The following is a 23,072-nucleotide window of genomic DNA, read 5'->3' on the forward strand; positions in this document are numbered from 1 at the left end:
CGCAATCGGGATCCTGGAACCCCGGCCGGGCGGACCGCGGCTGCAACGCGTGAACCACTGGGGCCGGCCGCACATCAGTCCCCGTCGTCACCGACCATGCCGACCTTGACGACCCCGTCGAGGTCGGCGAGTGCGGTCACCAACCGGCCCAGGTCGGTGCGCCCGGCCAACTCCAGCCGTACCGTGGAGACACCACCGGAGTCCGGGCCCGGCTCCGACGCGCCCTCTACGGTCACAGCTACCACCCGCAGTCCGCGTGACGTCGTTTCCTCAAGGATGCAGGGCAGCAGCCCTCTCCCGGACCGGTACGCGAGCAGCACGTCTCCGCTGTTCTCGGCAAACGTCATCGACAGCCGATCCGTGATCAGCGGATAGCCTCGGACGACGAGAAAGTGGATGACGGTGGCGCCCAGCGCGAGCAGCAGCAGACCGCCGCCGCAGGCCATGCCGATGGCGCAGGTGAGCCAGACGGTGGCGGCCGTGGTCAGCCCGCGCACCGAGTTCCGACGCACGAAGATCAGGCCGCCGCCGATGAAGCCGATGCCGGAGACGATCTGGGCGGCGACCCGCGACGGGTCGAACGCGATGCCCTCCACGCCGAGCATCCCGTCGAAGCCATGCTGCGACACCTCCATGAACAGGGCGCTGCCCACGCCGACCAGCGTGTGGGTACGCAGCCCCGCACTCTTCTGCTGCACTGCTCGTTCAAGGCCGATGGCGGTGGAAAGGAGAAGCGCCATTGCCAGCTCGGTGAACTGGCGGCCTCCCTGCCCCCTCCCGAACTCCCACAGTCCAGCGGCCAGACCGACCGTCCCGTTGTGCATAGAAACCTCCCGGGACGCCACCGTATGGCACACGGCATGGCGGTGAGGAGCCCAGCATGAGCCACTTGAGCCTGGAACCGGCCGAGCGCCGGATCACCGTGGCCCGGTGTCACTGGTTTGCATCAGGCCGGGCTCGCCTGCCCCGCAGATGGTGCTCACGTGATGTACCCCGATGTGCGGGCCCTCTTCAGACCTGGCGCACCACGGGCACGGAGCCGAAGCCGCGGAGACCGGCGTCCTTGCGGGCCTGTCCCGGCGATGCCCCTGAGCCCACCACCCGACCGTCGATGACGGCCAGCCAGTCGCCCTCGGACGGCTGTGCGATCAACTTCTCCGCTCCGGCGGGTTCGAGTGCCCGGAGGAGTTCGGGGTCGGGTTCCGTCGACACGGCGGCCGATGCCGGGCGCGGTATTCCGGCCCGCCACTCGGCGACGGTCCGCTCGCCGCCCTTGGCCCGCACCCAGAACAGGTGTTGCAGCACGATCAACGGCCCCAGCGCCGTCAGCAGCGGGAAAGCCCCGGTCAGCGCTCCCAGTCCGAACAGCAGACTGACGGCTCCGGACACCGCCAGCCCGACCCCGGCCGCGACCAGTCCGGCGACCCGCCCGAACGCCTTGACCGCCGTGAGCGGGAAGAGCACCAGGAGCAGCAGGTCACCCAGCCCCAGCGCCACGGGGGGCTCTCCCCGTGTCACGGCCAGCAGCGGGGCGAAAGGCAGCCCCATGACCTGGTCGGCGAACCGGTCCATGAGCGAGGTGAGGCCGGTGGCCACCAGGTCGTAGCAGGCGAGTGCGCCCGCGAACCACGCCGCGTGGGCGGACCGCATACCGCTCTGCACCCACATGTTGGCCACCCCCACCACGGCCACCGCGAGGAGTACGTCGGTGAGCACCATCACGGCGAGCGGCCGGTTCGCCGACGCGAGTCCCGCGGTGGTCGCGACCGAGGCCGACGCGACCGCCCAGGCCCAACCCCCGCCGGTCAGCGGTGAGAGGGTGAACTGCAGTGCCGCGCAGAGGACCAGGCCGAAGACGAGCGCCACCGCGGCCCGGGGCAGTACCAGATAGAGCAGCGGAGCGACCACCACCACGGCGTACATCACGGCGACATCGGGCAGTTCGTACCTGCCGACCGGCGGGCGCGGCATCCGCACCCGGCCGAAGTAGGCGGCGCCCGCAGCTGTCACCGCCAGGACGCAGGAATTGAGGCCCACCAGGGCGGCGGCGTTCACGCCGGGCTCGCGACGCGCACGGCGACCGGGCGGGCCGACTCGAAGGTGTGCTCCCGCAGGTCGGCGCGGACCGGCCCGGTCGGTGGAAGCCCGGCTGGATCGTCGTGGAGCACGATCGCGGCCAGGGCCAGGCCGGCCGCGGTGGCCCGGTCCTCCAGCCTGCCGAGCAGGGCGGTGCCGGGCAGTCGACGGACCAGGACATGGAGCGACGGACCTTGCCGGCCTTCCTCCAGGACGTAGCGGGCCGGCAGCGGGATGTCCGGCTCCGCTTCGAGCAGGTCCAGCACCGAACGGGTGGGCACCGAGCGGCTCAGCGGCCCCGACCAGCGGCCGAGGACGGGCGAAGTCGCGGGCAGGTGCGACAGTTCGCACTCCGGCTCGGCCTCGGGCCGTCGGACCAGGTCGCCGGTGGCATACCGCAGCAGCAGGGTGCAGTCCCGGTAGGGGACGTAAGGTGTCTGCACGATGGTGCCGACACCACCCGGCGGTGTCGGCTCATGTGTGACGGGGTCGAGCACTTCCAGGTGCCCGAACTCAGTGGTGTGGTGCAGATGTCCCTCGGTGCACGACGTGCCGCCGGAGGGCAGTGTCTCGGTCATCATGTACGTCGTGGAGATCCTGGCCCCCATGGCGGCCGCAGCCCGCTCCTTCAGGGGTTCGGAGAGCACTTCCCCGCCGACACCGATGAACTCCAGGCCGAAGTCCGAAGGCCGCCAGCCGCTCCGCTCCACCTCCTCGACCAGGGCGGACAGGTAGGACGCAGAGATCGTCAGGTGGGTGATCTGCGGGGCCTTGCCTCGCAGTCCGAGCGGGGCGGCGAGCCGGTCCAGCGCCACCGCCGGGTCCACGGTGCCGATCTGGACGAATGAGGCGCCGATCCGGGTCACCGACTCCTCGACGTTGAGCAACGGCAGTGTCGCCCGGGAGCAGCCTGCGTACGCCATGGTGTGCCGGGGCCGCAGACCCAGGCCGAGCACGGCCGAGACGGTGCTCATGGCGACTGCTGTCTCCACCTCCGCCCGGGAGTACCAGACGGTGGTGGGAGTGCCACTGGTCCCCGTGGTGAGCGCCATGAGCGCGGGGACGGACGCGGCGGAGACAAAGGCGGCCGGCAGGCCACGCAGGGCCGACTTGGACGTCACCGGGACCTGGTCCCAGGTCTCCGGGGTGAGTGTGACCGGGTCGAGTCCCAGGCGGTCGAAAGCCCTGCGGTAGTAGGGAGTGTGCCGTGCTGCGGCCCGTGCGGTGGCCCGCAGGCTGCGCTCGGTGACGGTTCGCCGTACGGCGGGGTCGATGGCCCCGGCCTGCCCCGGCAGCAGCGCGGAGTCCGCTCCGGGCTCGCCGAACTCGGCCAGGGTCGTGACCAGGTCACGGGCGATGCGTTCGAGGTCCTGTGGGCGGATCCGTCGATTGCGCAGGATCGCCAGGCCGTACCGGAGCTGACTGAAGGCGGTGCCGAACACGATGGCCTCCTGGTGCCTGGACCGGGGACGGAGTTCCCGGTCCAGGCCGGGGCCGATCGTCAGACCATGCTGGCGAACATCGCCGCGGTGAGCGTGCTGAAGGCGTACTTGATGTAGTGCTTGACCATGTTGGATCTCCCTCTTCCGGGCCGCCGACGGGCAGCTGGGCTCCTGGTGGCGCACTCCCGGCCGAGAACGGCCGTTCGGTGAACGAGAGACTAGAGTAAGAGAGTTGATGCCTCAATGGCCTGTGCCGACCGCTTGACCGCAGACCCGCAGACCCGCAGACCCGCAGACCCGCACGCGGTCCCTCATTCCCACAGTTCGGCGCCCGGGTTGAGTGACGCGTCCGCGATCCGGGTACCTGGCGCGCAAGCACCTCCCCCGGCGGGGCCGTCCTCAACGGCGCCGAACAGGTCGCCTCCACCGCGTTCGCCTGCCATGCCACTGCGGCAGGCACCCGGCCACACCCACCGGGCTCGCGTTCACGTCAGGCCGACCTGCGGCCCCGTGGTGTCGTCGAGGAAGCCGCCCGACTGGTGCTGCCACAGCTTCGCGTAGGCGCCGTCCGACGCGAGCAGTTCCTGGTGCGTGCCCTGCTCGACGATCCGGCCCCGGTCCAGGACTACGAGCCGGTCCATGGTGGCGACCGTGCTCAGGCGGTGCGCCACCACGAGCGCAGTCCGCCCCTCCATGAGCCGCCACAGCGCCTCCTGGACGAGGATCTCGCTCTCCGAGTCCAGGGCACTGGTCGCCTCGTCGAGCAGCAGGATCGGCGCGTCGCGCAGGATCGCCCGAGCGAGCGCGACCCGCTGGCGCTGTCCGCCGGACAGCTTGACACCACGCTCGCCCACCATCGTGGCGAAGCCGTCCGGCAGCGCGTCGGCGAACTCCGTGACGTGTGCCGCCTCGGCAGCACGGCGGATCTCGGCGTCGGTGGCGTCCGGCCGGGCGAAGGCGATGTTGTCCCGCAGCGTACGGTGGAACATCGCCGGATCCTGGGGTACATAGGCGATCAGGCTGCGCACGTCGGCCTGGCGCAGTCTGCTGATGTCCTGACCCCCGATCAGGATCCGGCCGCCGTCGATGTCCGTCATCCGCAGCAGCAGTCGGCTGAGTGTGGTCTTGCCACCGCCGGACCGGCCGACGAGGCCGATCTTCGCCCCGCTGGGCACGGCTAGGTCGAGGCGCTCGAAGAGGGGCTCCGCACCCGCGTGGGTGAAATTCACCTGCTCGAAGCAGACATCCGCGGCCTGGGACAGCAGCGGCTCCGGCGACGCCGGGTCGAGCACGGTCGGTGGTGTCAGCAGCAGTTCGGTGAACTGCGCGGCCTCCGTCATCGAGCTCTCCAGGCGGCGGTAGATCTGATTGAACTCGAACATGATCCGCGTCGCGTTGGTGTAGTACGTGAAGGCGAGAACGACCGTCTCCACGCCGTGTCCACCCCCGCCGAGAGTAACCGCGAGCAGCAGGCCCATCGCATTGGTCAGCACGGACATCGGCGCGACCAGCGTGTCGATGCGCAGGTTGCCGTAGTCCCACGAACGCAACGAGAGCCGCCTCGACTCGGCGACGCGCGACCGGTGCTCGGCGGCCTCGCGTCCCTCTGCGGCGAACGCCCGGACCGTGTCCATGTTCATCAGGCTGTCGGAGACGTGGCCCGACACCTGGGCGATCGCCTCCTCACGCTGGTCGACGAGCGCCTGGCGGCGACGGATGAGCGGCGCCACACACAGCGCCGTCAACGCGATCATCGCCAAGAGCCCTACAACGAGCAGCGGTTCGTAGCGCCACAGCACCACCGACCCGAACACCAGCGGCACGAAGCTGCCCACGACCGAGAACGTCAGCGTGTCGACGAACTCCTCGAAGCGGGAGGCGAAGCTCAGGACTCGTTTGGTCAGCGAACCGGCGAAGTTGTCGTGGAAGAACGCGGCATCCTTGGCGAACAGCTCGTCCATGCCGATCACGTACAAGTGCTCGATGCCGAGGGCATCGAGGCGGTTCAGGAAATGCAGGCCGACACGCCACAGCGTTTCCGCGAGGAGGAGAACGCCGGCGAAGCCCAGGACGTACGGCAGCGTCGAGCCGATGGTGGTACCGGCGTCGTCGGCGATTCGGCCGACGAGCTTCGCGACGACCAGCGGCGCGACGTAGTTGATGCCGATGTTGCCCAGCGCGGGCAACAGCATCGCAGGCACCGTAAGCCACCGAAGCCGGGTCAACTCCCGTCCGTAGTAACGAAGTGCGAGCAGCACCGGGCCCCTGCCCGGCGCCCTGTGCGATTCAGGCGATCCCATACCAACCCTGTGTGGTCGTGCGACCGCCCGCCATGTGCTTATGCGGGGAGAGGCCGTTGCCTCACTGGCCGCGCGGAGCTTCGGTTTCGATCGAGCGCCCTCGCGCGGACCGACTTGCGGCAGGCGGGGCACGACGGCAGAGCCCCGCGCAACTCGTGGCGACGCGTACATGCGCGTACGAGGAGGCCGGGCCAGAAACCTCAGTGTCCCGCGACGGCGCCCGCGGAGTCCAAGAGTTTTCTCAGCCGGCGGCGACGTCGTTTACGGGTGGGCCCCGTTGCCGTCCGCATCGCCTCGGCGAGATCGTCGCCGCCCCGCACGTCGGGCTCGCGCCGGAGGCCCTCGCCCGGATCCGGCCGCACGGCACAGCCGGATCCCGATGCTTCTGCGTCGACCAGGACGCTCGCTCTTCGGCAGGACCGGATCGATCGACGAAACCGCGTGAGCCCTACGGGGGCGAGATCGTCCTGAACGGCATCGACCTGAACCTCCCCGAGGGCGCGATCTTCGCCCTCCTCGGCCCTGCGGCCGGCAAGACAACCGTACCGATCCTGTCCACGCTCATCGCCCCGCGATCCCGGGCCGCAGTCGTAGCCCGCCGGAGAGACCAACCGTCCGAGCATGTTCGGCTACGCAGCGTGGAGGATCTCCACCATTCCCGGCCGCGACCCGGTGCTTCGAGCCGTCGAACCCCAGCACCTCGCCGATACGGTCCGGAAGGGGCTCATGGGCAACGGGCGGACGGCGCGTTCGCTGCCTGCAAGGGCTCGGAGGTAGCCTGAAGCCAGCCCATTCCCGCTCCCCAGCGCCGGGGAGGTCACATGATCACCGGTGACAGCCTCCGCCCTTGCAGGGCTGACGCGCCGCGCTACATGCCCATCGCCGAGCACGGCCTGATCGGGGACCTGCGAACCGCTGCCCTCGTCGGTACGAACGGCACCATCGACTGGTACTGCTGCTCTCGTTTCGACGCGCCCAGCGTCTTCGCGGCGATCCTGGACGCCGACCGCGGAGGGGCGTTCGAGCTCGCACCGGACGTGCCCGCTCGGACGAAGCAGTTCTACTTCCCCGACACCAACATCTTGATCACCCGGTTCTTCGCGGACGACGGTGTCGGCGAGGTCCAGGACTTCATGCCGATCGTCGACGACTCGCGCGAGGCGGACCGCCACCGCCTGATCAGACGGGTTCTCTGCGTGCGCGGGTCGATGCCGTTCACCGCGCGCGTGGCTCCCCGGTTCGACTACGGTCGGCGTACGCACACGGTGAGTGCACAACAAGGTCATACAGTGTTCGACTCCCCGGATCTCACGCTGGCGCTGACGTCCAGCGTTCCGGTCGAGATCGACGGTCGGGACGCCGTTTCCTCCTTCACCCTGGACGAGGGCGAGACCGCGGTCTTCGCGCTCGACCGGATCGGCGGCAAGGTGGAGCCACGGTCCTGTGCGGTGCTGGAGGCGGAGGAGCTGTTCGGCGCCACGGTGCGGTACTGGCGCGCATGGTTGTCCCACTCCCGCTACCGAGGGCGCTGGCGGGAAATGGTGCACCGCTCCGCGCTGACGCTCAAGCTCCTCACGTATGCACCGACCGGCGCCATCGTGGCGGCCCCTACGACCAGCCTGCCCGAGCAGATCGGCGGCGAGCGCAACTGGGACTATCGATACGTGTGGGTGAGGGATGCCGCGTTCTGCATCTACGCGCTGCTCAGGCTGGGTTTCACCGACGAGGCCGAGGCGTTCGTACGCTTCCTGTCCTCGAACATCTGCCTGAAAGAGAGCTCCGGCGGTCCGTTGCAGATCATGTACGGCATCGACGGCCGCAGTGAACTTCCCGAACAGGAGCTCCCCCACCTGGAAGGCCACCTGGGGTCGGCTCCTGTCCGGATCGGAAACAATGCCGTCAACCAGCTCCAACTGGACATCTACGGGGCCCTGATCGACTCGCTCTACCTCTACGACAAGTGGGGACAGCCGCTGACCAGTGACGACTGGGACGCCATCGGCATCGTGGTCGACTGGGTCTGTGACAACTGGGACCAGCCGGACGAGGGCATCTGGGAGACCCGCGGCAAGATCCAGAACTTCCTGTACTCGCAATTGATGTGCTGGGTCGCCATCGAACGGGCGATGCGTATCGCGACCCATCGGGGCCTGCCCGCGGACATGCCCCGATGGGCCCACGCCCGCGACGCGATCTACCGGCGAATCATGCAGCGTGGCTGGTCCACCGAGCGGAAGGCATTCGTCCAGCACGAGGGCGAAGACGTCCTCGACGCCGCCGTGCTCATGATGCCGTTGGCGAAGTTCATCTCTCCGACGGACCCGAAATGGCTCTCCACTCTGGACGTCCTGGGCGAGGGGCTGGTGTCCGACTCCCTGGTCTACCGCTACGACCCCCACAGCAGCCCGGACGGACTGCGGGGCGAGGAGGGCACATTCTCGATCTGCACGTTCTGGTACGTCGAGGCGCTCTCACGGGCCGGCCGCGTGGACGAGGCCCGGCTCGCTTTCGAGAAGATGCTCACCTATGCCAACCACGTCGGGCTGTACGCCGAAGAGATCGGCCGCACCGGCGAACAAGTGGGCAACTTCCCCCAGGCCTTTACTCACCTGGCACTCATCAGCGCCGCGTTCAACCTCGACAAGGCGCTGGGCTGAGTCCCGCCCTGCTCCCGGTCCTCGACGCGGTACCGGGGACGGCGGCCCGGTACCGCGTGTACTCGACCGGTCTCGTCGGTCCCGGCCCCGACGGTCTCGCGGCCCGGCCGGACGACAGCAGGCTGCTCGGCGGGCCTACCCGGGCGCGGCCGCCCGGAGCCGCCTGCCGAGCGGTCGGGGAGGGATCACGGACGGCGTCCCCACGCCGAGACCATGGGGGCGGTGGCGAGGTCGAGGCGTCCGGTGGCGACGTTCGCCAGGTGGCGGTCGATCTCCCCGTCGGTGGCGAGCCCTTCCGCCACCAGACGACGGCGGATCTGTCGCACGGTCGCGGCCTCAAGGACGGCACAGGCCGGCGAGGTGATCGGGAAGTACGCGTCGGCCTGAACGTCCTCCAGCCCGGCCTCACGCAGCAGCCGGGGCAGGGTTCGACCGTATGCGAGGTCCGCGCCGCGTGCCGCCATCAAGGCGCGGAAGCCGGATCGCAGCCGGTTCGCGAGCTGCTGTGCGGGACCGGACTCGTCCGGACACAGCAGCGGCTGCAACCCCGGGTCGGCATCCTCCAGGAGCAGCCGGCCGCCGGGGCGCAACGCCTGGACCATCCGGCGCAGCGCCTCGGCGCGATCGGTGACGTGCACCAGGACCAGCCGGGCGTGCACGAGGTCGAAGCCGCCGGGCGGCGGCGTGTCGGCCGCCACGTCGTGCCGCAGCACCTCGATCCCCCCACCCTCGATGTCCCGGGTCCAGGACACGTCGATATCGGTGGCGACCACCTTGCCTCCCGGGGCGACTCGCTCGGCCAGCCCGAGGGGTACGGAGGGACCGCCGGCACCGACCTCCCAGCACCGCATGCCGGCACCGATGCCGAGCCGGTCGACGTGCTGGAACGTCACCGGGTCGAACAGCTCGGCGAGGGCGCCGAAACGGATGCCCGCCTCCGACTCTCTGTTGTCCAGCAGGTAGCCGCGGGCGGTGTCGTGGTCAGCCATGCGGCGATTCTGGCAGACGGGCGCAGGCTCGGCTCGGCCCAGCCGCCGTCCGCTGTGCCCCGGAGAAAGCTCCCGTCATGCGTCCTGATCAGTCGCCCCGGCACGCGCCGGAGGGGCACGGGCCGGAACGCGGCAGGGTGGTTCGGTCAGTGGTGGGCCGGGGACACGCAGCGGAAGCCGGAGGCGGCAGTCCGGTCTTCGTGCCCGTCGCGGCGGGACACCTGCGGATATCCGCACAGGTTGCGGGTGAGCTGTTCACCGGAGGCGTCGCGCAGGGTGGCGGGCAGGGTCCGGGGAGCCCTGCCGTGTTCGACCCAGGCCCTCAGCGCACCGAGGTCGTCGACGGTTGCGCCGCTACCGTTGCCGAGGCCGCAGTGCGGCGTGCCCGGGGCGAGGAAGAGGCGGTAGATGTGGTCGACCTTCTCGGCGCCGCCCCTCCTCCGCTCGACCTGCCTGCGGTAATTCATGGACGGTTGCCAACACGTGGCGCCGTCCGACGAGTCGGCTCACAGGGCCGTGGAGAAACAGGCGGCGGCGATCGCGCACCGCGGCATCGGCCGACCATCGCACAAGCTCACCGTCACCGGCTTAAAGGGTGACGAAGTTGGCATGGATGCGATCGGGCTGTCAACGCATGCGCCCAGAGCGCGGTGAACAGCGGGAGCGAAGATTCCGGCAGGACGGCGTGATGGGCTGTTACGCTGCCAACGACGTTGACCGTGTATCGAGGAGTCGCAGACGTGGCGGGTGACGACGACATCTCCGGGTGAGATCCGGATCTGACGGCCACCGGACGCGCCGAGGAGCGCCGCCGGAGTGGCCCGTTCGTCGTACCCGTCTTCCCCATGTCTGCCCGGGGCGGAGCTGTCTTCGTCCCCAGCCCTCTTGAGGTCATTCCCATGTCCGACGCCACCGTCGTCTGTTCCAACCTGTCGTTCGCCTGGCCCGACGACACTCCTGTCTTCCACGACCTGTCCTTCACCCTGACCACCGGCAGCACGGGCCTGGTCGCCCCCAACGGCTCCGGCAAGAGCACCCTGCTCAAGCTGATCGCCGGTGAACTGCGGCCCGCCACCGGGTCGGTGTCCGTCAGCGGCACGCTCGGCTATCTGCCGCAGAGCCTCCCTCTGACCGGTGACCTCACCGTCGCCGAGGTGCTCGGCGTCGCCGCGGTGATCCGTGCCCTGGACGCCGTCGAGTCCGGTGACGTGAGCGAGGAGCACTTCACCACCATCGGCGACGACTGGGACATCGAGGAGCGCACCCGCGCCCAGCTCGACCGTCTCGGGCTGGCCGACTTGGCCCTCGACCGCAGCCTGAGCACCCTCAGTGGTGGCCAGGTCGTCTCGCTCGGCCTCGCCGCACAACTGCTGAAGCGTCCTGACGTCCTGCTGCTCGACGAGCCGACCAACAACCTCGACCGGGACGCCCGGCACAAGCTGTACGACGTGCTGGCGGACTTCAAGGGACTGCTGCTGCTGGTCCCCACGACCGCGCTCTGCTGAACCGCATGGACGGCATCGCCGAGCTCGGCAGCTCACGACTGCGTTTCCACGGCGGCAACTTCGCCGCCTACGAAGAGGCCGTGCGCGCCGAGCAGGAGGTCGCCGAGAAGAACGTCCGCAACGCCGAGCAGGACCTGAAGCGGGAGAAGCGAGAGCTTCAGCAGGCCCGTGAACGCGCCGAGCGCCGCGCGAGCAACGCCGCCCGCAACCTCAAGAACGCCGGACTCCCCCGCATCTTCGCCGGCAACATGAAGCGCGGCGCACAGGAATCCGCGGGCCGGGCCGGCCAGATGCACGCGTCCCGGGTCGGCGAGGCCAAGGCCCGTCTCGACGAGGCCGGGCGCGCACTCCGCGAGGAGCAGCGCATCGTCCTCGACCTGCCGGACACTCAGGTGCCCTCAGGACGCAACCTCTTCCTCGGCAACGGGATGCAGGTCCGTCACGGCGGAAGGGACGTGTTCGTCGGGGGCGGCGTCGACCTCTCCGTGCGCGGGCCCGAGCGCATCGCCCTGACCGGGCCCAACGGCGCCGGCAAGACCACGCTGCTCCGGCTGATCACCGGTGGACTCACCCCGGACAGCGGGGAGATCACGCGCGGCGACGGCCGCGTCGCCCATCTCTCCCAGCGCCTGGACCTGCTGGACCAGGACCGCACGGTGGCGGAGAACTTCGCTGCGTTCGCGCCCGAGCGGCCCGAGGCGGATCGGATGAACCTGCTCGCGCGCTTCCTGTTCCGCGGTCCCCGCGTGCACCTGCCCGTCGACGTGCTCTCCGGCGGCGAACGGCTGCGTGCCACCCTGGCCTGCGTCCTGTGCGCCGAACCGGCCCCGCAGCTGCTGCTGCTCGACGAGCCGACCAACCACCTCGACCTGGTCGGCGTGGGCCAGTTGGAGAGCGCGCTCAACTCCTACCGGGGCGCGTTCATGGTGGTCAGCCACGACGAGCGGTTCCTCGCCGAGATCGGGGTGAACCGCTGGCTGCGGCTGGCCGAAGGAACGCTCGCGGCGACGGGAGCCCCGGCGGTGTGAACCGCCGGCATGTGCAGCAGCCCGCGTCCGAGGCCTCCGTACCCGGCGGGCGTACCACCGATCGCCTTGGATGGCCCCCTGTGCCCCAGCCCGCTCTGCTCGCCCATGAACTCGTCCGCGACCTCGGCGGCCGCCGCGTCCTCGACGGCGTGTCCCTGACCGCGTCCCCCGGCCACCGCATCGGTCTGATCGGGGAGAACGGCGCCGGCAAGTCCACCCTGCTGCGGGTGCTGGCCGCCGTGGACGAACCCGATGCCGGGAGCGTGTCGCGCCCGGCGGACCTCGGCTTCCTGCACCAGGAAATGCCGTTCGGCCCCGAATCCACCCTCGCCATGGTGCTGGACGAGGCGCTGCGCGAGGCCCGCGAGGACCTCGCGCAGCTCGAACGGCTCGGCGAGGAACTGGCGCGTGTCCCAGAGGACGACCCGGGCCACGCAGATCTGCTCGACGCGTACGGCAAGCGGCTGGAGCACGCCCAGGACCGGGAGTCCTGGGACGCCGACCGCCGGGCGGCCCTGGTGCTCGACGGGCTGGGTCTCGGCACGCTCGGCCACGACCGGACGCTCGGATCGCTGTCCGGCGGGCTGCGCGGCCGACTGGCCCTGGCGGCGCTGCTCGTGCGGCGGCCGCCGACGCTGCTGCTCGACGAGCCGACCAACCACCTCGACGACGGCGCCGCCGCCTTCCTGGAGGAGCAGCTGCGCGGCCTGCCCGGCGCCGTGGTCGTCGCCAGCCACGACCGGGCGTTCCTCGACGCCGTGTGCACCGACCTGATCGACCTCGACCCAGCGGTGGACGGACCGGTCCGCCACGGAGGCAACTACAGCGCCTACGTGGGTGAGAAGCGCGCCGACCGGGAGCGCTGGGAGCGCCGGTACGCCGAGGAGCAGGAGGAAATGGAGCTTCTGCGGCATGCGGCGGGGGTGACCGCTCGCCGCGTCGCCCCGGACCGGGGTCCGCGTGACAACGAAAAGATGGGCTACGGCCACCGGGCGGGCCGCGTGCAGAGCCAGATCTCCCGCCGGGTGCGCAACGCGAGCCGGCGGCTCGACGAGCTGGAGCGCACGAAGAACCTGCTGCTGCCGTACCCGCGCGAAGAAGCTGGGCCTCTTCCAGGCAGGGAGAAGGGCGCCCGACCGGAGCAGCTGCCCGTCAGGCGCCCTGCCTGGGCCCCGCAGTTCGCCCCGCTCAGTGCGGACCGTCGAGCGAACGGCACAGGGACGAGGCTCCGGCGACCGACAAACCGCGCGACGGCGGGAGAAGTCGCGGACCAGGACGATCGGCACCCGACACGAGTCGCGCCCGGAGCTCGCACGCCTCCTCATGCAGCACGGTTCATGCCGGTTCGGGTTGCGGCTCCGGTTGTCGCGCCGGTTCGGCCTTCGGCTCCCACAGTTTGGTGGTCCGTACGTAGCCGTGGATCACTGATGCCATCGCCAGAATGAGAAGTGGCCCGAACACCCACGGGTATTCGGCCATCTCCATCGACAGATAGCGATATGACACCAAGAGCCCGGCGAAGACCGTTGAGCCATGGGCGACCAGTTGTATTCCCGGACGGTCCCAGCCGCGTACGTGCGAGCGCAGTGCCACCTCGATCGTGAGCGTGAAAACCACACCGGCAATGATGTCCGCGCCGTAGTGGTAACCGAACCCCAGCGTTGCGCCGAGCGTGGCAACCAGCCAGAACGTGCCTGCGAATCGCAGAACCCGCGGGCCCTTACGGGAATGAAGGTAGATCGCGGTAGCCCACGCCGTGTGCAGGCTGGGCATGCAGTTGCGTGGGGTGATCTCGTCGAATGGCATGTGGTGCGGAGTGGTGATCGGCGGCGGCGTGCCCGGCCACAGGTTGGCCACCGCCCAGTGCCCGCCGTCGGCACCGTAGGCGAAGATCGGTCCGACCACCGGGAAGATCATGTAGATGGCCGGCCCGAGCAGGCCGATGACCAGGAAGGTGCGCACCAGGTGATGCCCCGGGAAGCGGCGCTCGACCGCCACGTGACGTAGCTGGTACATCGCGACGACGACCGCGGCCACCGGAAGCTGAGTGTAGACGGAGTCGAGAAAGAAGTCGCCGATCGATCCGGTGGCCGCGACAATCCGGCCTACCAGCCACGACGGGTTGCCCAGCGCGTGATCGGCGGTTGCCACGTACTGGTCGAGCACCGCCGGGCGGGTCTTCGACGTGATCAGCAGCCAGGTATCGCCGGTCTTGCGGCCGGCCACCAGCAGGAGGCCCAGTCCGACCCCCTTCAACAACAGGACACGCTCCGCGCCGGTGCGACGCGTGACAGCGGTGACCGCGTAGCCCAAAATCACCCACAACGCACCGTTACCGAAGGGGTGACCTTCGGTCACCTTGATGTCGGCCGCCCACCGCACCAGCAAGAAGGCGACGTCGATACCGATCGCGACACCAGCCGCGATGAACCGTTCCCGCCAGGTGAGCACCAGCATCATCAGCGCCATGCTGGCGTACAGCAGGAAACCCGATTTCGGGGCGATCACCACCTCTTGCGCCTGGCTGACGATCGGCCCCGGCAGGCCGTAGTGACGTGCGGCGATCTCCAGCGCGATGAGGAAGCCGAGGACCACCACACCCGCCGTGGCCCAAAGTATCGCCCGTGATCCACGCCAGGCAGCGAACGTAATTCTGCTGTTTATTCGCGAAGAAGTTCGCGATCTTATAGATATCAATTGTTTGGCCGATTTGTTAGTTGTTAGTTGAATAGATCGCCCTTCGTGCCGGATTGCATCGTTTTCCGGCGAGGGACGGCAATGAGGGCGTTCGTCGTGAGTTCGATCATGCTATCGGAGCGGTGCGGGTGGGTTCACTGGTCATGGGTGGCGAGAAGGCCGCCCCCTCCCGGCTCGACGTGTCCAGCGCTTCGGGAATGACCGTGGAACTCCCGACGCCCGGCACCATCGAGAGCGGCGCGGGTTGCCCAGCAACCCTTGACTCCCCGGCGAATCCACCAGCCGGCAACGTCCGCCGGTTGTCGTACGCCTCAGACCCTGCCGCCCGAGGCCGTGTCCGACGACAGTCGTTGAGCGACGTAGATCGGAATCACGGACAGCAGGACGAGCAGCGCAGCGACCACGTTGACCACCGGGGCCTGCTTGGGCCTGGTCATGTTGTTGTAGATCCAGATCGGGAGGGTCTGGACACCGGGGCCCGCGGTGAAGGTGGTCACCACGATCTCGTCGAAGGACAGCGCGAAGGCCAGCAGCCCGCCGGCGAGCAGCGCCGACCGCATCAGGGGGAACGTGACGTCGGCGAAGGCGCGGAAGGTGTGGGCGCCGAGATCCATGGCAGCTTCCTCATGGCTGCCGGGCATGCGGCGTAGCCGAGCCACGACGTTGTTGTAGACGACGACGATGCAGAACGTGGCGTGGCCGACGACGACCGTGAACAAGCCGAGGCCGACGCCCAACGGCTCAAGCATCGTGTGGAAGGCCGAGTTGAGAGAGATTCCGGTGACGATGCCGGGCAGCGCGATCGGCAGGACGACGGCGAACGAGATCGCTCCGCGGCCGAAGAACGCATGGCGCTGCACGGCGAGGGCGATCAGTGTGCCGAGTACCAGCGCGATCGCTGTGGCCGCGAGGCCCGCCTCGACTGAGGTTCGCAGGGCGGACCGGGCGCCGCCGCTGCGCCAAGCCGCGGCCCACCAGTCGAAGGTGAGACCGGTTGGCGGCCAGCCTGAACTGCGCTCCGGATTGAGGGAGTTCAGCAGGACGAGCAGCAGCGGAAGATAGATGACCGCAAAGCCCAGCCCGGCGGCGATACGCACCATGATGCGTGCGGGGCGGGAGAGTCGCATGGCATGAGCTCCTCGAAGACGGCTGTGGCGGCCGTGATCAGAAACTGCTCAGCGCACCCGAACGGCGGACGGCGAGCAGATAGAGCACGATGACGATCACCGGAACGGTGCCGACTGCCGCGGCCAGGGGCAGGTTCAGCGTCACGTTGGAGTAGACGAGGTTGCCGATCAGTTGGGTCTTGCCGCCGACGATCTGCACGGTGATGTAGTCGCCGAGGCTGAGTGAGAAGGTGAAGACCGATCCGGCGGCGACGGACGGCAGCACCGTCGGCAGTACCACGGAGCGGAAGGTGCGGGCGGTTCGGGCACCGAGGTCGGCGGAGGCATCGAGCAGGCTGGCGGGTAATTGCTCAAGTCCCGCATGGATCGGCAGGATCATGTACGGCAGCCAGAGATAGGTCAGGACGATGACGGTGGCGGGCAGGCCATAGCCTGGCCCGCTGAGACCGAAGGGCCTCAGCAACCAGTCCAGCGGCCCGCCTTCGGAAAGAATCAGCCGCCAGGCGTACACCTTCACCAGATAGCTCGCCCACAGCGGCGTGAGGATCGCCACCACCAGCAGCGGCCGCCACCTGGGGCGGGCCACCCGTGCCGTGTAGAAAGCGACCGGGAACGCGATCACGGCACACAGGACGGTGACGCAGAGCGCCACACCGATGCTGCGCAGCGCCACCTGCCGGTACAACGGTTCGGTGAACAGCGCCGCGAAGTTGTCGGTGGACCACACTTTCACGACGTTCGAGGTGAAGGGGTCCGTGGTCCAGAAAGCCGACAGGAACAGTGCGGCCAGCGAGCCGAGATAGGCGAGGACGAGCCACAGCAGTGGTGTGGTCAGCAGCAGGGACAGCCGCAACCGGGGCCGGCGGTGCAGGGCCCCGGCGATCCTCCGGACGGGGCCAGCGGCTGCGACGGAATCGGTCATGAGGTCAGCCCCCGCTCTGCTTCATGGCCGGGTTCGATCCTTGGTCTGCGTCATCATCGGCTTCAGCCCTTGATCTCGTTCCAGGCCTGCACCCACTTCGCGTACGGGACGCATGCGACATCGGTGCGGCCGTCCAGGCACTGTGGGATGGGCGTGTTCCAGTAGTGGACGTTCTTCCAGTACGCCTCGTCCGCGGCATGGAACGTCGCGCAGTGGTTCTTGTCGGCGGTCTCGGCGCAGGACTTCGCATTGGACGGGGCCTCACCGAAGTACTCGGCGACCTGCGCGTTCACCTTGGGTGAGATGATCCAGTCCAACCACTTGTAGGCGCAGTTGGGATGCTTGGCCCTGGCCGCGAGCATCCAGGTGTCGGACCAGCCGGTGGATCCCTCTCGGGGAAGAACGGCCTTCACCTTGGCGCCTTCGGACCGGGCGAGGTTGGCGATCACCTGCCAGCTGGTGCCCACCACCGAGTCACCGCTCTTGAAGGCGGAGATCTCCTTGAGGTAGTCGCTCCAGTACTCGCCGATGTTCGCGTTCTGTTTCTTCAACAGGTCCACGGACGCGTCGAACTGCTTCTGGTCCAGGGCATACGGGTTCTTGATGCCGAGGTCCGGCTGTGTGGCCTTCAGGAAGAGCGCGGCGTCCGCGATGTAGATCGGTGAGTCGTACGCGGTGACCTTGCCCTTGTGCGCGGACGCCTTGTCGAACACCGCGGACCAGGAGTCGGGGGCGGGCCTGACCTTCTCCGTGTTGTACATGAGGAGGTTGGCGCCGCGGCCGTGCGGGATGCCGTAGGAGACGCCCTTCACCGAGTTCCAGTCCTGGTTCTTCAAGCCTTTGAAGACGTCGGCGTAGTTGGGCACGAGCTTGGTGTTGACCGGGGCCGCGTCTCCGGAGGCGATGAGACGCAGTGAGGCGTCCCCGGAGGCGGACACGGCGTCGTAGCCGCCGGTCTTCATGAGGCTGACCATCTCGTCGGAGGTGGCGGCCGTCCTGGCATTGACCCGGCAGCCCGTCCGCTTCTCGAAATCGCTGACCCAGTCGGCCTTCGGGTCGTTCGATCCGTCCTCGACGTACCCGGCCCAGGCGATCAGATCCACCTGGCCCTCCGTCCTGCCGAGCTTCGACTGCGCCTTGAGGTCCGGGGGTTCGAGTCCGGTCGAGGACCGGCCGCTGCCCGAGTCCGAGGAGCCGCAGGCGGTGACCAGGAGCAGCGCGCCGATGGCGACTGCGGCCTTGAGGGGTCGGTTCAGGCGCACGAGTCTCTCCATGGGTATGAGGGCGGAGCGGGACGGGACGTGCGGGCGGTGCGTCATCTCACTCGGGCATGCGGTGCGGTCCTGACGGTGTCGCCGCGGGGTTGCGGTCACTGCGCCTCGGGAACCCGGAACGTGTGGTGGTCGTGCCACAGCAGCCTGACCCGGGCCCCGCGGCAGGCCGCGACGTCCTCGGAGGAGGTCTCCAGGTTCTGCCGAAGGACGGTGAGGCTCCCTCCGGCATCGAGCTCCACCAGGAATCGGGTGGCGTCGCCGAGATAGAAGACTTCGGCGACGGTGCCGGTCGCGGTGGAGTGCTCGGGTTCATCCGGTGTGGCGGACTCCTTGAGCACGCGGATCTTCTCGGGCCGGATGCTGTACGTACCCGAGGAGCCGACGACCCGTTCGGCAGCATCACCTCCGAGCAGATTGGAGATGCCGACGAAGCCGGCGACGAAGGGGGTCGCCGGCCGCTCATAGATCTCGGCGGGCGTGCCGGTCTGCTCGATACGGCCCTGTCGGAAGACGGCGATCCGGTCGCTCATCGTGAGGGCCTCCTCCTGGTCGTGGGTGACGAACACGAAGGTGATGCCGACATCCCGCTGGATCGCCTTGAGTTCGACCTGCATCTGCTCGCGCAGCTTGAGGTCCAGCGCACCGAGCGGTTCGTCGAGAAGCAGCACGCGGGGGCGGCCGACCAGCGCCCTGGCGAGAGCGACGCGCTGACGCTGGCCGCCGGAGAGCTGTGAGGGCCGACGTCCGCCGAGGCCGTCGAGGCGGACCTGCGCGAGGGCTTCCCGGGCCCGGTGCAGCCGTTCGTTTCTCGGCACCTTGCGGATCTTGAGGGCGTAGGCCACGTTCTGCTCGGCCGTCATGTGCGGGAAGAGCGCGTAGTCCTGGAACACCGTGTGCACGTCGCGTTCGAAGGGGGCCAGACGGGTGACATCGCGACCGGCCAGCTCGACGGTGCCGGAAGTGGGCGCCTCGAATCCGGCGATCATTCTCAGCACCGTGGTCTTGCCCGACCCGGACGGGCCCAGCATCGAGAAGAACTCACCGTCGGCTATCTCCAGGTCGACCCCGATCACCGCCTCGGTCCGGCCGAAGCTCTTGCTCAGCCCATGCAGTCGGATCGCCATTCCTCCCATGGGCGGAAACCTTTCGTGTGCCGTTGAGCGTTGGTCGGGCGCCGCGGGTAAAACATAAGAAGCCGTGGTTCAAATCTCAATGCCGCCTTCCAGTAGAGGACGGGTCAACACACGAGCTTTACAGGGTGGTTGCCGTTGAAACCCGTGAGGCCCGAGTTGCGCGCTACGCGAAGAGCCGTTTTCGTGTCGGCCGACCGGGACCCGGCGTGGGCGCTGTCGGGCGCATGGGCGGCCCAGCGGCCATCCCGTGGGTGCAGGGGCCACGTTCGGCTGTGCCGCCGCCCCGGGGCCCACTGAGCCCCGGGGCGGTCAGGCTGTCGCGCAGAAGCGGGCGTTCGGACCGGTCCCCCGCGCCATGCCCAGGCGTTGTCGGCCGGCAGCCGTTCGATCCGGCGGATCCTGCAGCAGGTACCTGGCACCAGGCACCTGCTGCAGCATTCTCAGCCCGCGAACCGGGCCATCCACGCCTCGACCTCGTCCGCCGACCGCGGCAGGCCCCCCGACAGGTTCTCGTGTCCGTCCTCGGTCACGACCAGGTCGTCCTCGATCCGGACGCCGATGCCGCGCCACTCCTCGGGAACGGTGAGGTCGTCCGGCTGGAAGTACAGACCGGGCTCGACGGTGAGCACCATGCCCGGCTCCAGTACGCCGTCGACGTATTCCTCGTGCCGGGCCTGCGCACAGTCGTGGACGTCCAGACCGAGCATGTGACCGGTGCCCGCCATGGTGAAGCGACGCTGGAGGCCGAGTTCGTACGCGCGGTCGGCCGGGCCTTCGACGAAGCCCCACTCGACCAGCCGGGCCGCCAGGTGGCGCTGGGACGCCTCGTGGAAGTCACGGTACGCGGCACCCGGCTTGACGGCGGCCATGCCGGCCTCCTGGGCCTCGTACACCGCGTCGTACACCTTGCGCTGCAGGGGCGTGAAGGTGCCGCTGATCGGAAGCGTGCGCGTGACGTCGGCGGTGTAGAGGGTGTGCGTCTCCACGCCGGCATCGAGAAGGAGCAGGTCTCCCGGGCGCACCGGGCCGTCGTTGTCCGTCCAGTGCATGATTGTGGCGTGCTCACCCGCGGCGCAGATCGATCCGTAGCCCACGGAGTTCCCTTCGAGGCGTGCGCGGCGGAAGAACGTGCCTTCGATCCACCGCTCGGACGACGCGACCGCCCGGGAGAGCTCACCGATCACATCGGTGAATCCGCGCACGGTGGAGTCCACGGCCTTGCGGAGCTCGGCGATCTCCCAGTCGTCCTTGACGAGGCGGAGATCACTGAGCGCCTCCTCCAGTTCGGCGTCACGCTCCTCCTCGGTGGTGACGACGGCCTCAAGGGACGGGTCGAGACCGCGGACGATCCGTGTCGGCGTACCGGAGGCGGCGGCCAGGTCGTCGGCCGCCGTGCGGACGTCGCGGCAGGGCAGGCCGAGCACGAGCTCCGACTCGGCGAGGGAGCGTCGTCGGCCCATCCACAGCTCCGCCGTGGCGCCGACCCAGAATTCGTCGTTGTCCCTGCTGTCCCGCGGCAGCTGGAAGCAGTAGGCATCATGGCCACCGTCGGCACGGGGTTCGAGGACGAGCGCGCCGTCCCGGGCCCGGTCTCCGGTCATGTGCACATAGCCCGAGTACGGGCGGAACGGGTAGGTGTCGTCGTTGGAACGGACCTTGAGGTTCCCCGAGGGGATCACCAGGCGTTCGCCGGGGAAGCGCGCGGAGAGCGCGGCGCGGCGGCGGGCCGCGTAGGGAGCCTGCTCGCCGAGCCGCAGGTCGTGCCGTTCGGTGTCCGCCCATCCCGTCCGCATCAGAGCGGACAGTTCCTCGGAGATCCCTGAGTAGAGACCGTTCTTTCGCGCCTTCGCCACGTCTTACACCTTCTTCTGGTCGGGTTCCTCGGCGGCGAGCGGCAGCGGGAGCCCTGCGCACAGGCCGAGCTCCCTGCCGGTGCGGCTCGGACGCCCTCGCTGTCGCCGGTCGCCGGCGGCTCTCGGACGGTAACCCGCACCGCACGGTCTTGGTGCCGAAGACCGCCACTGGCACAGATCGGCCACGGTGTCGTGAGGAGTCGTCGATAATTCGGCGTATGACGAACGCGAAACTCGGCGAGGCCCTGCGGTTTCTGGGCATCGGCCAGGCGGCGGTCCAGGTGTATCTGGCGCTGCTGGAGCTGGCCCCCGCTCCGTTGAGTGCGATCGGAACCGTGACCGGTCTGGGCGGTGCGGAACTCGCCACGGCGTACGACGCGCTGGTGGACGCCGGTCTGGCCAGTGCCGCCGAGGAGGGCGGGGACGTGGTGGCTCCGGTTCCGCCCGCCGCGGGCCTGGAGATCCTCGCCCGGCACCGGGCGGCCGAGGTCGAGGAATCGCGCATCACCGTCGGAGGCGCGTTCGAGTCGTTCCGGCGGCAGCGGCTCGCCGCGCACAACGACAATCTCGTCGAGGTCGTCACCGGCGACGCCATCGGCCCCAGGATCCGTCACGCCTGGGCGAGCGCCCGCGAACAGATTCGGCAGTTCGAGTCACCACCGTATTTCCCGTTGTCCGGGGCCACGGACGACGCGCTGGCCACGCTCGCCCGCGGGGTGACCCAGCGTGTCGTGTACTCGCGGGAGTCGCTGGAGCATCCCGGCCATCTGAAGGAGGTCATCGAACCGTGCATCAGGGCCGGCGAGCAGGCCAGGGTGGTGCCGTCGGTACCGGTCAAACTCGTGATCATCGACGAGGCGTACGCGCTCGTGTCGTTGTCGATCAAAGAGGCCGACGTACACAACACCATGCTGGTCGTGCAGCCGTGCGGCCTGCTCTCCGCGCTCGTGGCACTGTTCGAGCAGTCCTGGCAGAGCGCCCTGCCGTTCCACGGCCGCACCACCCGCCCAGGCGGTCTGCCGCCCGCCGACCGCCGCGTGCTGTGGCTCCTCGCGGGTGGAGCGGGCGACGACGTCATCGCCCGTGAGATGGGAATCAGCCGCCGCACGCTGTACCGCCGCCTGCAGATCCTGATGGCTCGGCTGGGCGCCGAGAACCGCTTCCAGCTGGCCTTGCAGGCCCAGCGCTGCGGATGGTTGTGACCGGCGGCCCGGACGGCGGCGCGCCACCGCACTCGGCACTCAACGAGCGAGGCTGCGCAGCATCCGCACGTATCGCCCTCGGCGCGCCGGGTGTGCCACCGTTCCCGTACAGGCCAGTTCCGCGCGGTCCAAGCTGTCCTCCAGGCACGCGTCGTGCAGCGGCCGCCAGACGAGTGGCCAGGTGATCGGGCCGGGCCGCGAGCGTCCATGGCCAGGGTGTGGCGCAGCAGTGTGCGTTCGTCGTCGACGGCCAGGACGGCGTATTCGTGGAATCCGTAGAAGCCGCGTGGCCCGCTGAAGGTGAAGCGCACCCACGTGGACCCTCCAGTACATGGGAAGGCCATCACGCTTCGATACGGACCAACTCCTCGACGCCGCCGTGCGACAAGCCGCCGCATCAGGCCCGGCCGACGTGACCATGTCCGCCGTGGCCGCAGAGGTGGGCGCCCGAGCGGCTCGGTCTACCACCGGTTCGCGGGGCGGACGGCTCTGCTCGCCGAGGTGTGGCTGCGGACGGTCGGGAGCTTCCAGGACGGCTCCGTCGGGATCCTCGAAGCGGACGCCGACCCGCAGTGGTCCGCGCCCGCCGCGGCCCGCCAGGTCGTCGCATGGAGCCGCGCCCGCCCGAAGGAGGCCGCTCTGCTCCCGGTCACGCCGAGGATCTGGCCGAGGAATCCGCCGCCACACTGCTCGGGACGCTTCCCACCCGGCCGACGTCCGTCGACTGAAGAACCGCCGTCCTCCGTCCCGGGTGACGGGCCGTGGGGGGGGGGGCCCCGCGGTGGGCGGGGGCCGACACCGCGCCCCGGACCCGCACACAGGACCGAGGGGGCCCCCCCGCGGGTGGAGGATAGCGGCGCACGCGGG

At 69.3% G+C, this 23,072-nt stretch carries 14 protein-coding genes and 3 pseudogenes; 5 read left to right on the forward strand and 12 right to left on the reverse strand.

Translation table 11 applies throughout. The features are described from left to right. Window positions 1–74: 74 nt before the first annotated feature. The 4 genes from ACIOHC_RS34875 to ACIOHC_RS34890 form a co-directional block, all read right to left on the reverse strand. The gene (locus ACIOHC_RS34875; RefSeq protein ID WP_351074166.1) at window positions 75–824 is read right to left on the reverse strand and encodes an MgtC/SapB family protein; all 750 of its coding nucleotides are present in this window, start codon (window positions 822–824) and stop codon (window positions 75–77) included. Window positions 825–1,011: 187 nt separating this feature from the next. After that, the gene (locus tag ACIOHC_RS34880) at window positions 1,012–2,055 is read right to left on the reverse strand and encodes a hypothetical protein (RefSeq protein ID WP_351074165.1); all 1,044 of its coding nucleotides are present in this window, start codon (window positions 2,053–2,055) and stop codon (window positions 1,012–1,014) included. After that, window positions 2,052–3,518, reverse strand: a complete 1,467-nt coding sequence (locus tag ACIOHC_RS34885) for a phenylacetate--CoA ligase family protein (protein WP_401845426.1) — start codon at window positions 3,516–3,518, stop codon at window positions 2,052–2,054. Before ACIOHC_RS34885 ends, ACIOHC_RS34880 begins: the two co-directional genes overlap by 4 nt. 485 nt (window positions 3,519–4,003) lie before the next feature. Then, complete coding sequence (locus tag ACIOHC_RS34890; protein ID WP_401845427.1) at window positions 4,004–5,818, reverse strand: ABC transporter ATP-binding protein; 1,815 nt, start codon at window positions 5,816–5,818, stop codon at window positions 4,004–4,006. An 821-nt stretch (window positions 5,819–6,639) separates the two neighbouring features. On the opposite strand from ACIOHC_RS34890, the gene ACIOHC_RS34895 reads away from it, so the two are divergent. Continuing rightward, window positions 6,640–8,475, forward strand: a complete 1,836-nt coding sequence (locus ACIOHC_RS34895; protein WP_401845429.1) for a glycoside hydrolase family 15 protein — start codon at window positions 6,640–6,642, stop codon at window positions 8,473–8,475. A 185-nt stretch (window positions 8,476–8,660) separates the two neighbouring features. Here the strand turns inward: ACIOHC_RS34895 and ACIOHC_RS34900 are convergent, their stop codons facing one another. Together ACIOHC_RS34900 and ACIOHC_RS34905 are read right to left on the reverse strand one after the other, a co-directional pair. Further along, the gene (locus ACIOHC_RS34900) at window positions 8,661–9,464 is read right to left on the reverse strand and encodes a methyltransferase domain-containing protein (protein ID WP_351074161.1); all 804 of its coding nucleotides are present in this window, start codon (window positions 9,462–9,464) and stop codon (window positions 8,661–8,663) included. A gap of 146 nt (window positions 9,465–9,610) precedes the next feature. After that, window positions 9,611–9,949, reverse strand: a pseudogene (locus tag ACIOHC_RS34905) (tannase/feruloyl esterase family alpha/beta hydrolase); the annotation flags it as partial. 414 nt (window positions 9,950–10,363) lie between these two features. Here ACIOHC_RS34905 and ACIOHC_RS34910 point away from each other — a divergent pair. Further along, window positions 10,364–11,997 (forward strand): annotated as a pseudogene (locus ACIOHC_RS34910) (ABC-F family ATP-binding cassette domain-containing protein). 80 nt (window positions 11,998–12,077) lie between these two features. Then, window positions 12,078–13,442 carry an ATP-binding cassette domain-containing protein gene (locus tag ACIOHC_RS34915; RefSeq protein WP_401845432.1) on the forward strand — a complete coding sequence of 455 codons (1,365 nt, stop codon included), beginning with the start codon at window positions 12,078–12,080 and terminating at the stop codon, window positions 13,440–13,442. Here the strand turns inward: ACIOHC_RS34915 and ACIOHC_RS34920 are convergent. From ACIOHC_RS34920 to ACIOHC_RS34945, 6 genes are all read right to left on the reverse strand, one after another. Next, complete coding sequence (locus ACIOHC_RS34920) at window positions 13,333–14,595, reverse strand: phosphatase PAP2 family protein (RefSeq protein WP_401845434.1); 1,263 nt, start codon at window positions 14,593–14,595, stop codon at window positions 13,333–13,335. The genes ACIOHC_RS34915 and ACIOHC_RS34920 overlap by 110 nt on opposite strands. A gap of 410 nt (window positions 14,596–15,005) precedes the next feature. Beyond that, on the reverse strand, window positions 15,006–15,821 hold the full coding sequence (locus ACIOHC_RS34925; protein WP_351074158.1) for an ABC transporter permease: 816 nt from the start codon (window positions 15,819–15,821) through the stop codon (window positions 15,006–15,008). A gap of 37 nt (window positions 15,822–15,858) precedes the next feature. After that, window positions 15,859–16,743 carry an ABC transporter permease gene (locus ACIOHC_RS34930; protein WP_351074157.1) on the reverse strand — a complete coding sequence of 295 codons (885 nt, stop codon included), beginning with the start codon at window positions 16,741–16,743 and terminating at the stop codon, window positions 15,859–15,861. A 62-nt stretch (window positions 16,744–16,805) separates the two neighbouring features. Continuing rightward, window positions 16,806–18,017, reverse strand: a complete 1,212-nt coding sequence (locus ACIOHC_RS34935; protein ID WP_351074156.1) for an ABC transporter substrate-binding protein — start codon at window positions 18,015–18,017, stop codon at window positions 16,806–16,808. A gap of 95 nt (window positions 18,018–18,112) precedes the next feature. Continuing rightward, on the reverse strand, window positions 18,113–19,150 hold the full coding sequence (locus ACIOHC_RS34940) for an ABC transporter ATP-binding protein (protein ID WP_351074155.1): 1,038 nt from the start codon (window positions 19,148–19,150) through the stop codon (window positions 18,113–18,115). Between the two features lie 440 nt (window positions 19,151–19,590). Then, entirely contained in the window at window positions 19,591–21,003 is a 1,413-nt protein-coding gene (locus ACIOHC_RS34945; RefSeq protein ID WP_401845437.1) for an aminopeptidase P family protein, read from the reverse strand. A 218-nt stretch (window positions 21,004–21,221) separates the two neighbouring features. Between ACIOHC_RS34945 and ACIOHC_RS34950 the strand changes: the two genes are divergently transcribed. Together ACIOHC_RS34950 and ACIOHC_RS34955 are read left to right on the forward strand one after the other, a co-directional pair. Further along, window positions 21,222–22,205: a LuxR family transcriptional regulator gene (locus ACIOHC_RS34950; RefSeq protein WP_401845439.1), complete on the forward strand. Its 984-nt coding sequence runs from the start codon at window positions 21,222–21,224 to the stop codon at window positions 22,203–22,205. A gap of 331 nt (window positions 22,206–22,536) precedes the next feature. Beyond that, window positions 22,537–22,850 (forward strand): annotated as a pseudogene (locus ACIOHC_RS34955) (TetR/AcrR family transcriptional regulator); the annotation flags it as partial. Between the last annotated feature and the right edge of the window lie 222 nt (window positions 22,851–23,072).

The organism is Streptomyces sp. NPDC088252 (genome assembly GCF_044740965.1).
Classification (GTDB): domain Bacteria; phylum Actinomycetota; class Actinomycetes; order Streptomycetales; family Streptomycetaceae; genus Streptomyces.

What these genes read in the sequence shown, in the direction of transcription:
- ACIOHC_RS34900 (WP_351074161.1), bottom strand. Translation starts at nt 9,464, where the DNA reads ATGGCTGACCACGACACCGCCCGCGGCTACCTGCTGGACAACAGAGAG.
- ACIOHC_RS34890 (WP_401845427.1), bottom strand. Translation starts at nt 5,818, where the DNA reads ATGGGATCGCCTGAATCGCACAGGGCGCCGGGCAGGGGCCCGGTGCTG.
- ACIOHC_RS34895 (WP_401845429.1), top strand. Translation starts at nt 6,640, where the DNA reads ATGATCACCGGTGACAGCCTCCGCCCTTGCAGGGCTGACGCGCCGCGC.
- ACIOHC_RS34940 (WP_351074155.1), bottom strand. Translation starts at nt 19,150, where the DNA reads ATGGGAGGAATGGCGATCCGACTGCATGGGCTGAGCAAGAGCTTCGGC.
- ACIOHC_RS34950 (WP_401845439.1), top strand. Translation starts at nt 21,222, where the DNA reads ATGACGAACGCGAAACTCGGCGAGGCCCTGCGGTTTCTGGGCATCGGC.
- ACIOHC_RS34935 (WP_351074156.1), bottom strand. Translation starts at nt 18,017, where the DNA reads ATGGAGAGACTCGTGCGCCTGAACCGACCCCTCAAGGCCGCAGTCGCC.
- ACIOHC_RS34875 (WP_351074166.1), bottom strand. Translation starts at nt 824, where the DNA reads ATGCACAACGGGACGGTCGGTCTGGCCGCTGGACTGTGGGAGTTCGGG.
- ACIOHC_RS34925 (WP_351074158.1), bottom strand. Translation starts at nt 15,821, where the DNA reads ATGCGACTCTCCCGCCCCGCACGCATCATGGTGCGTATCGCCGCCGGG.
- ACIOHC_RS34930 (WP_351074157.1), bottom strand. Translation starts at nt 16,743, where the DNA reads ATGACCGATTCCGTCGCAGCCGCTGGCCCCGTCCGGAGGATCGCCGGG.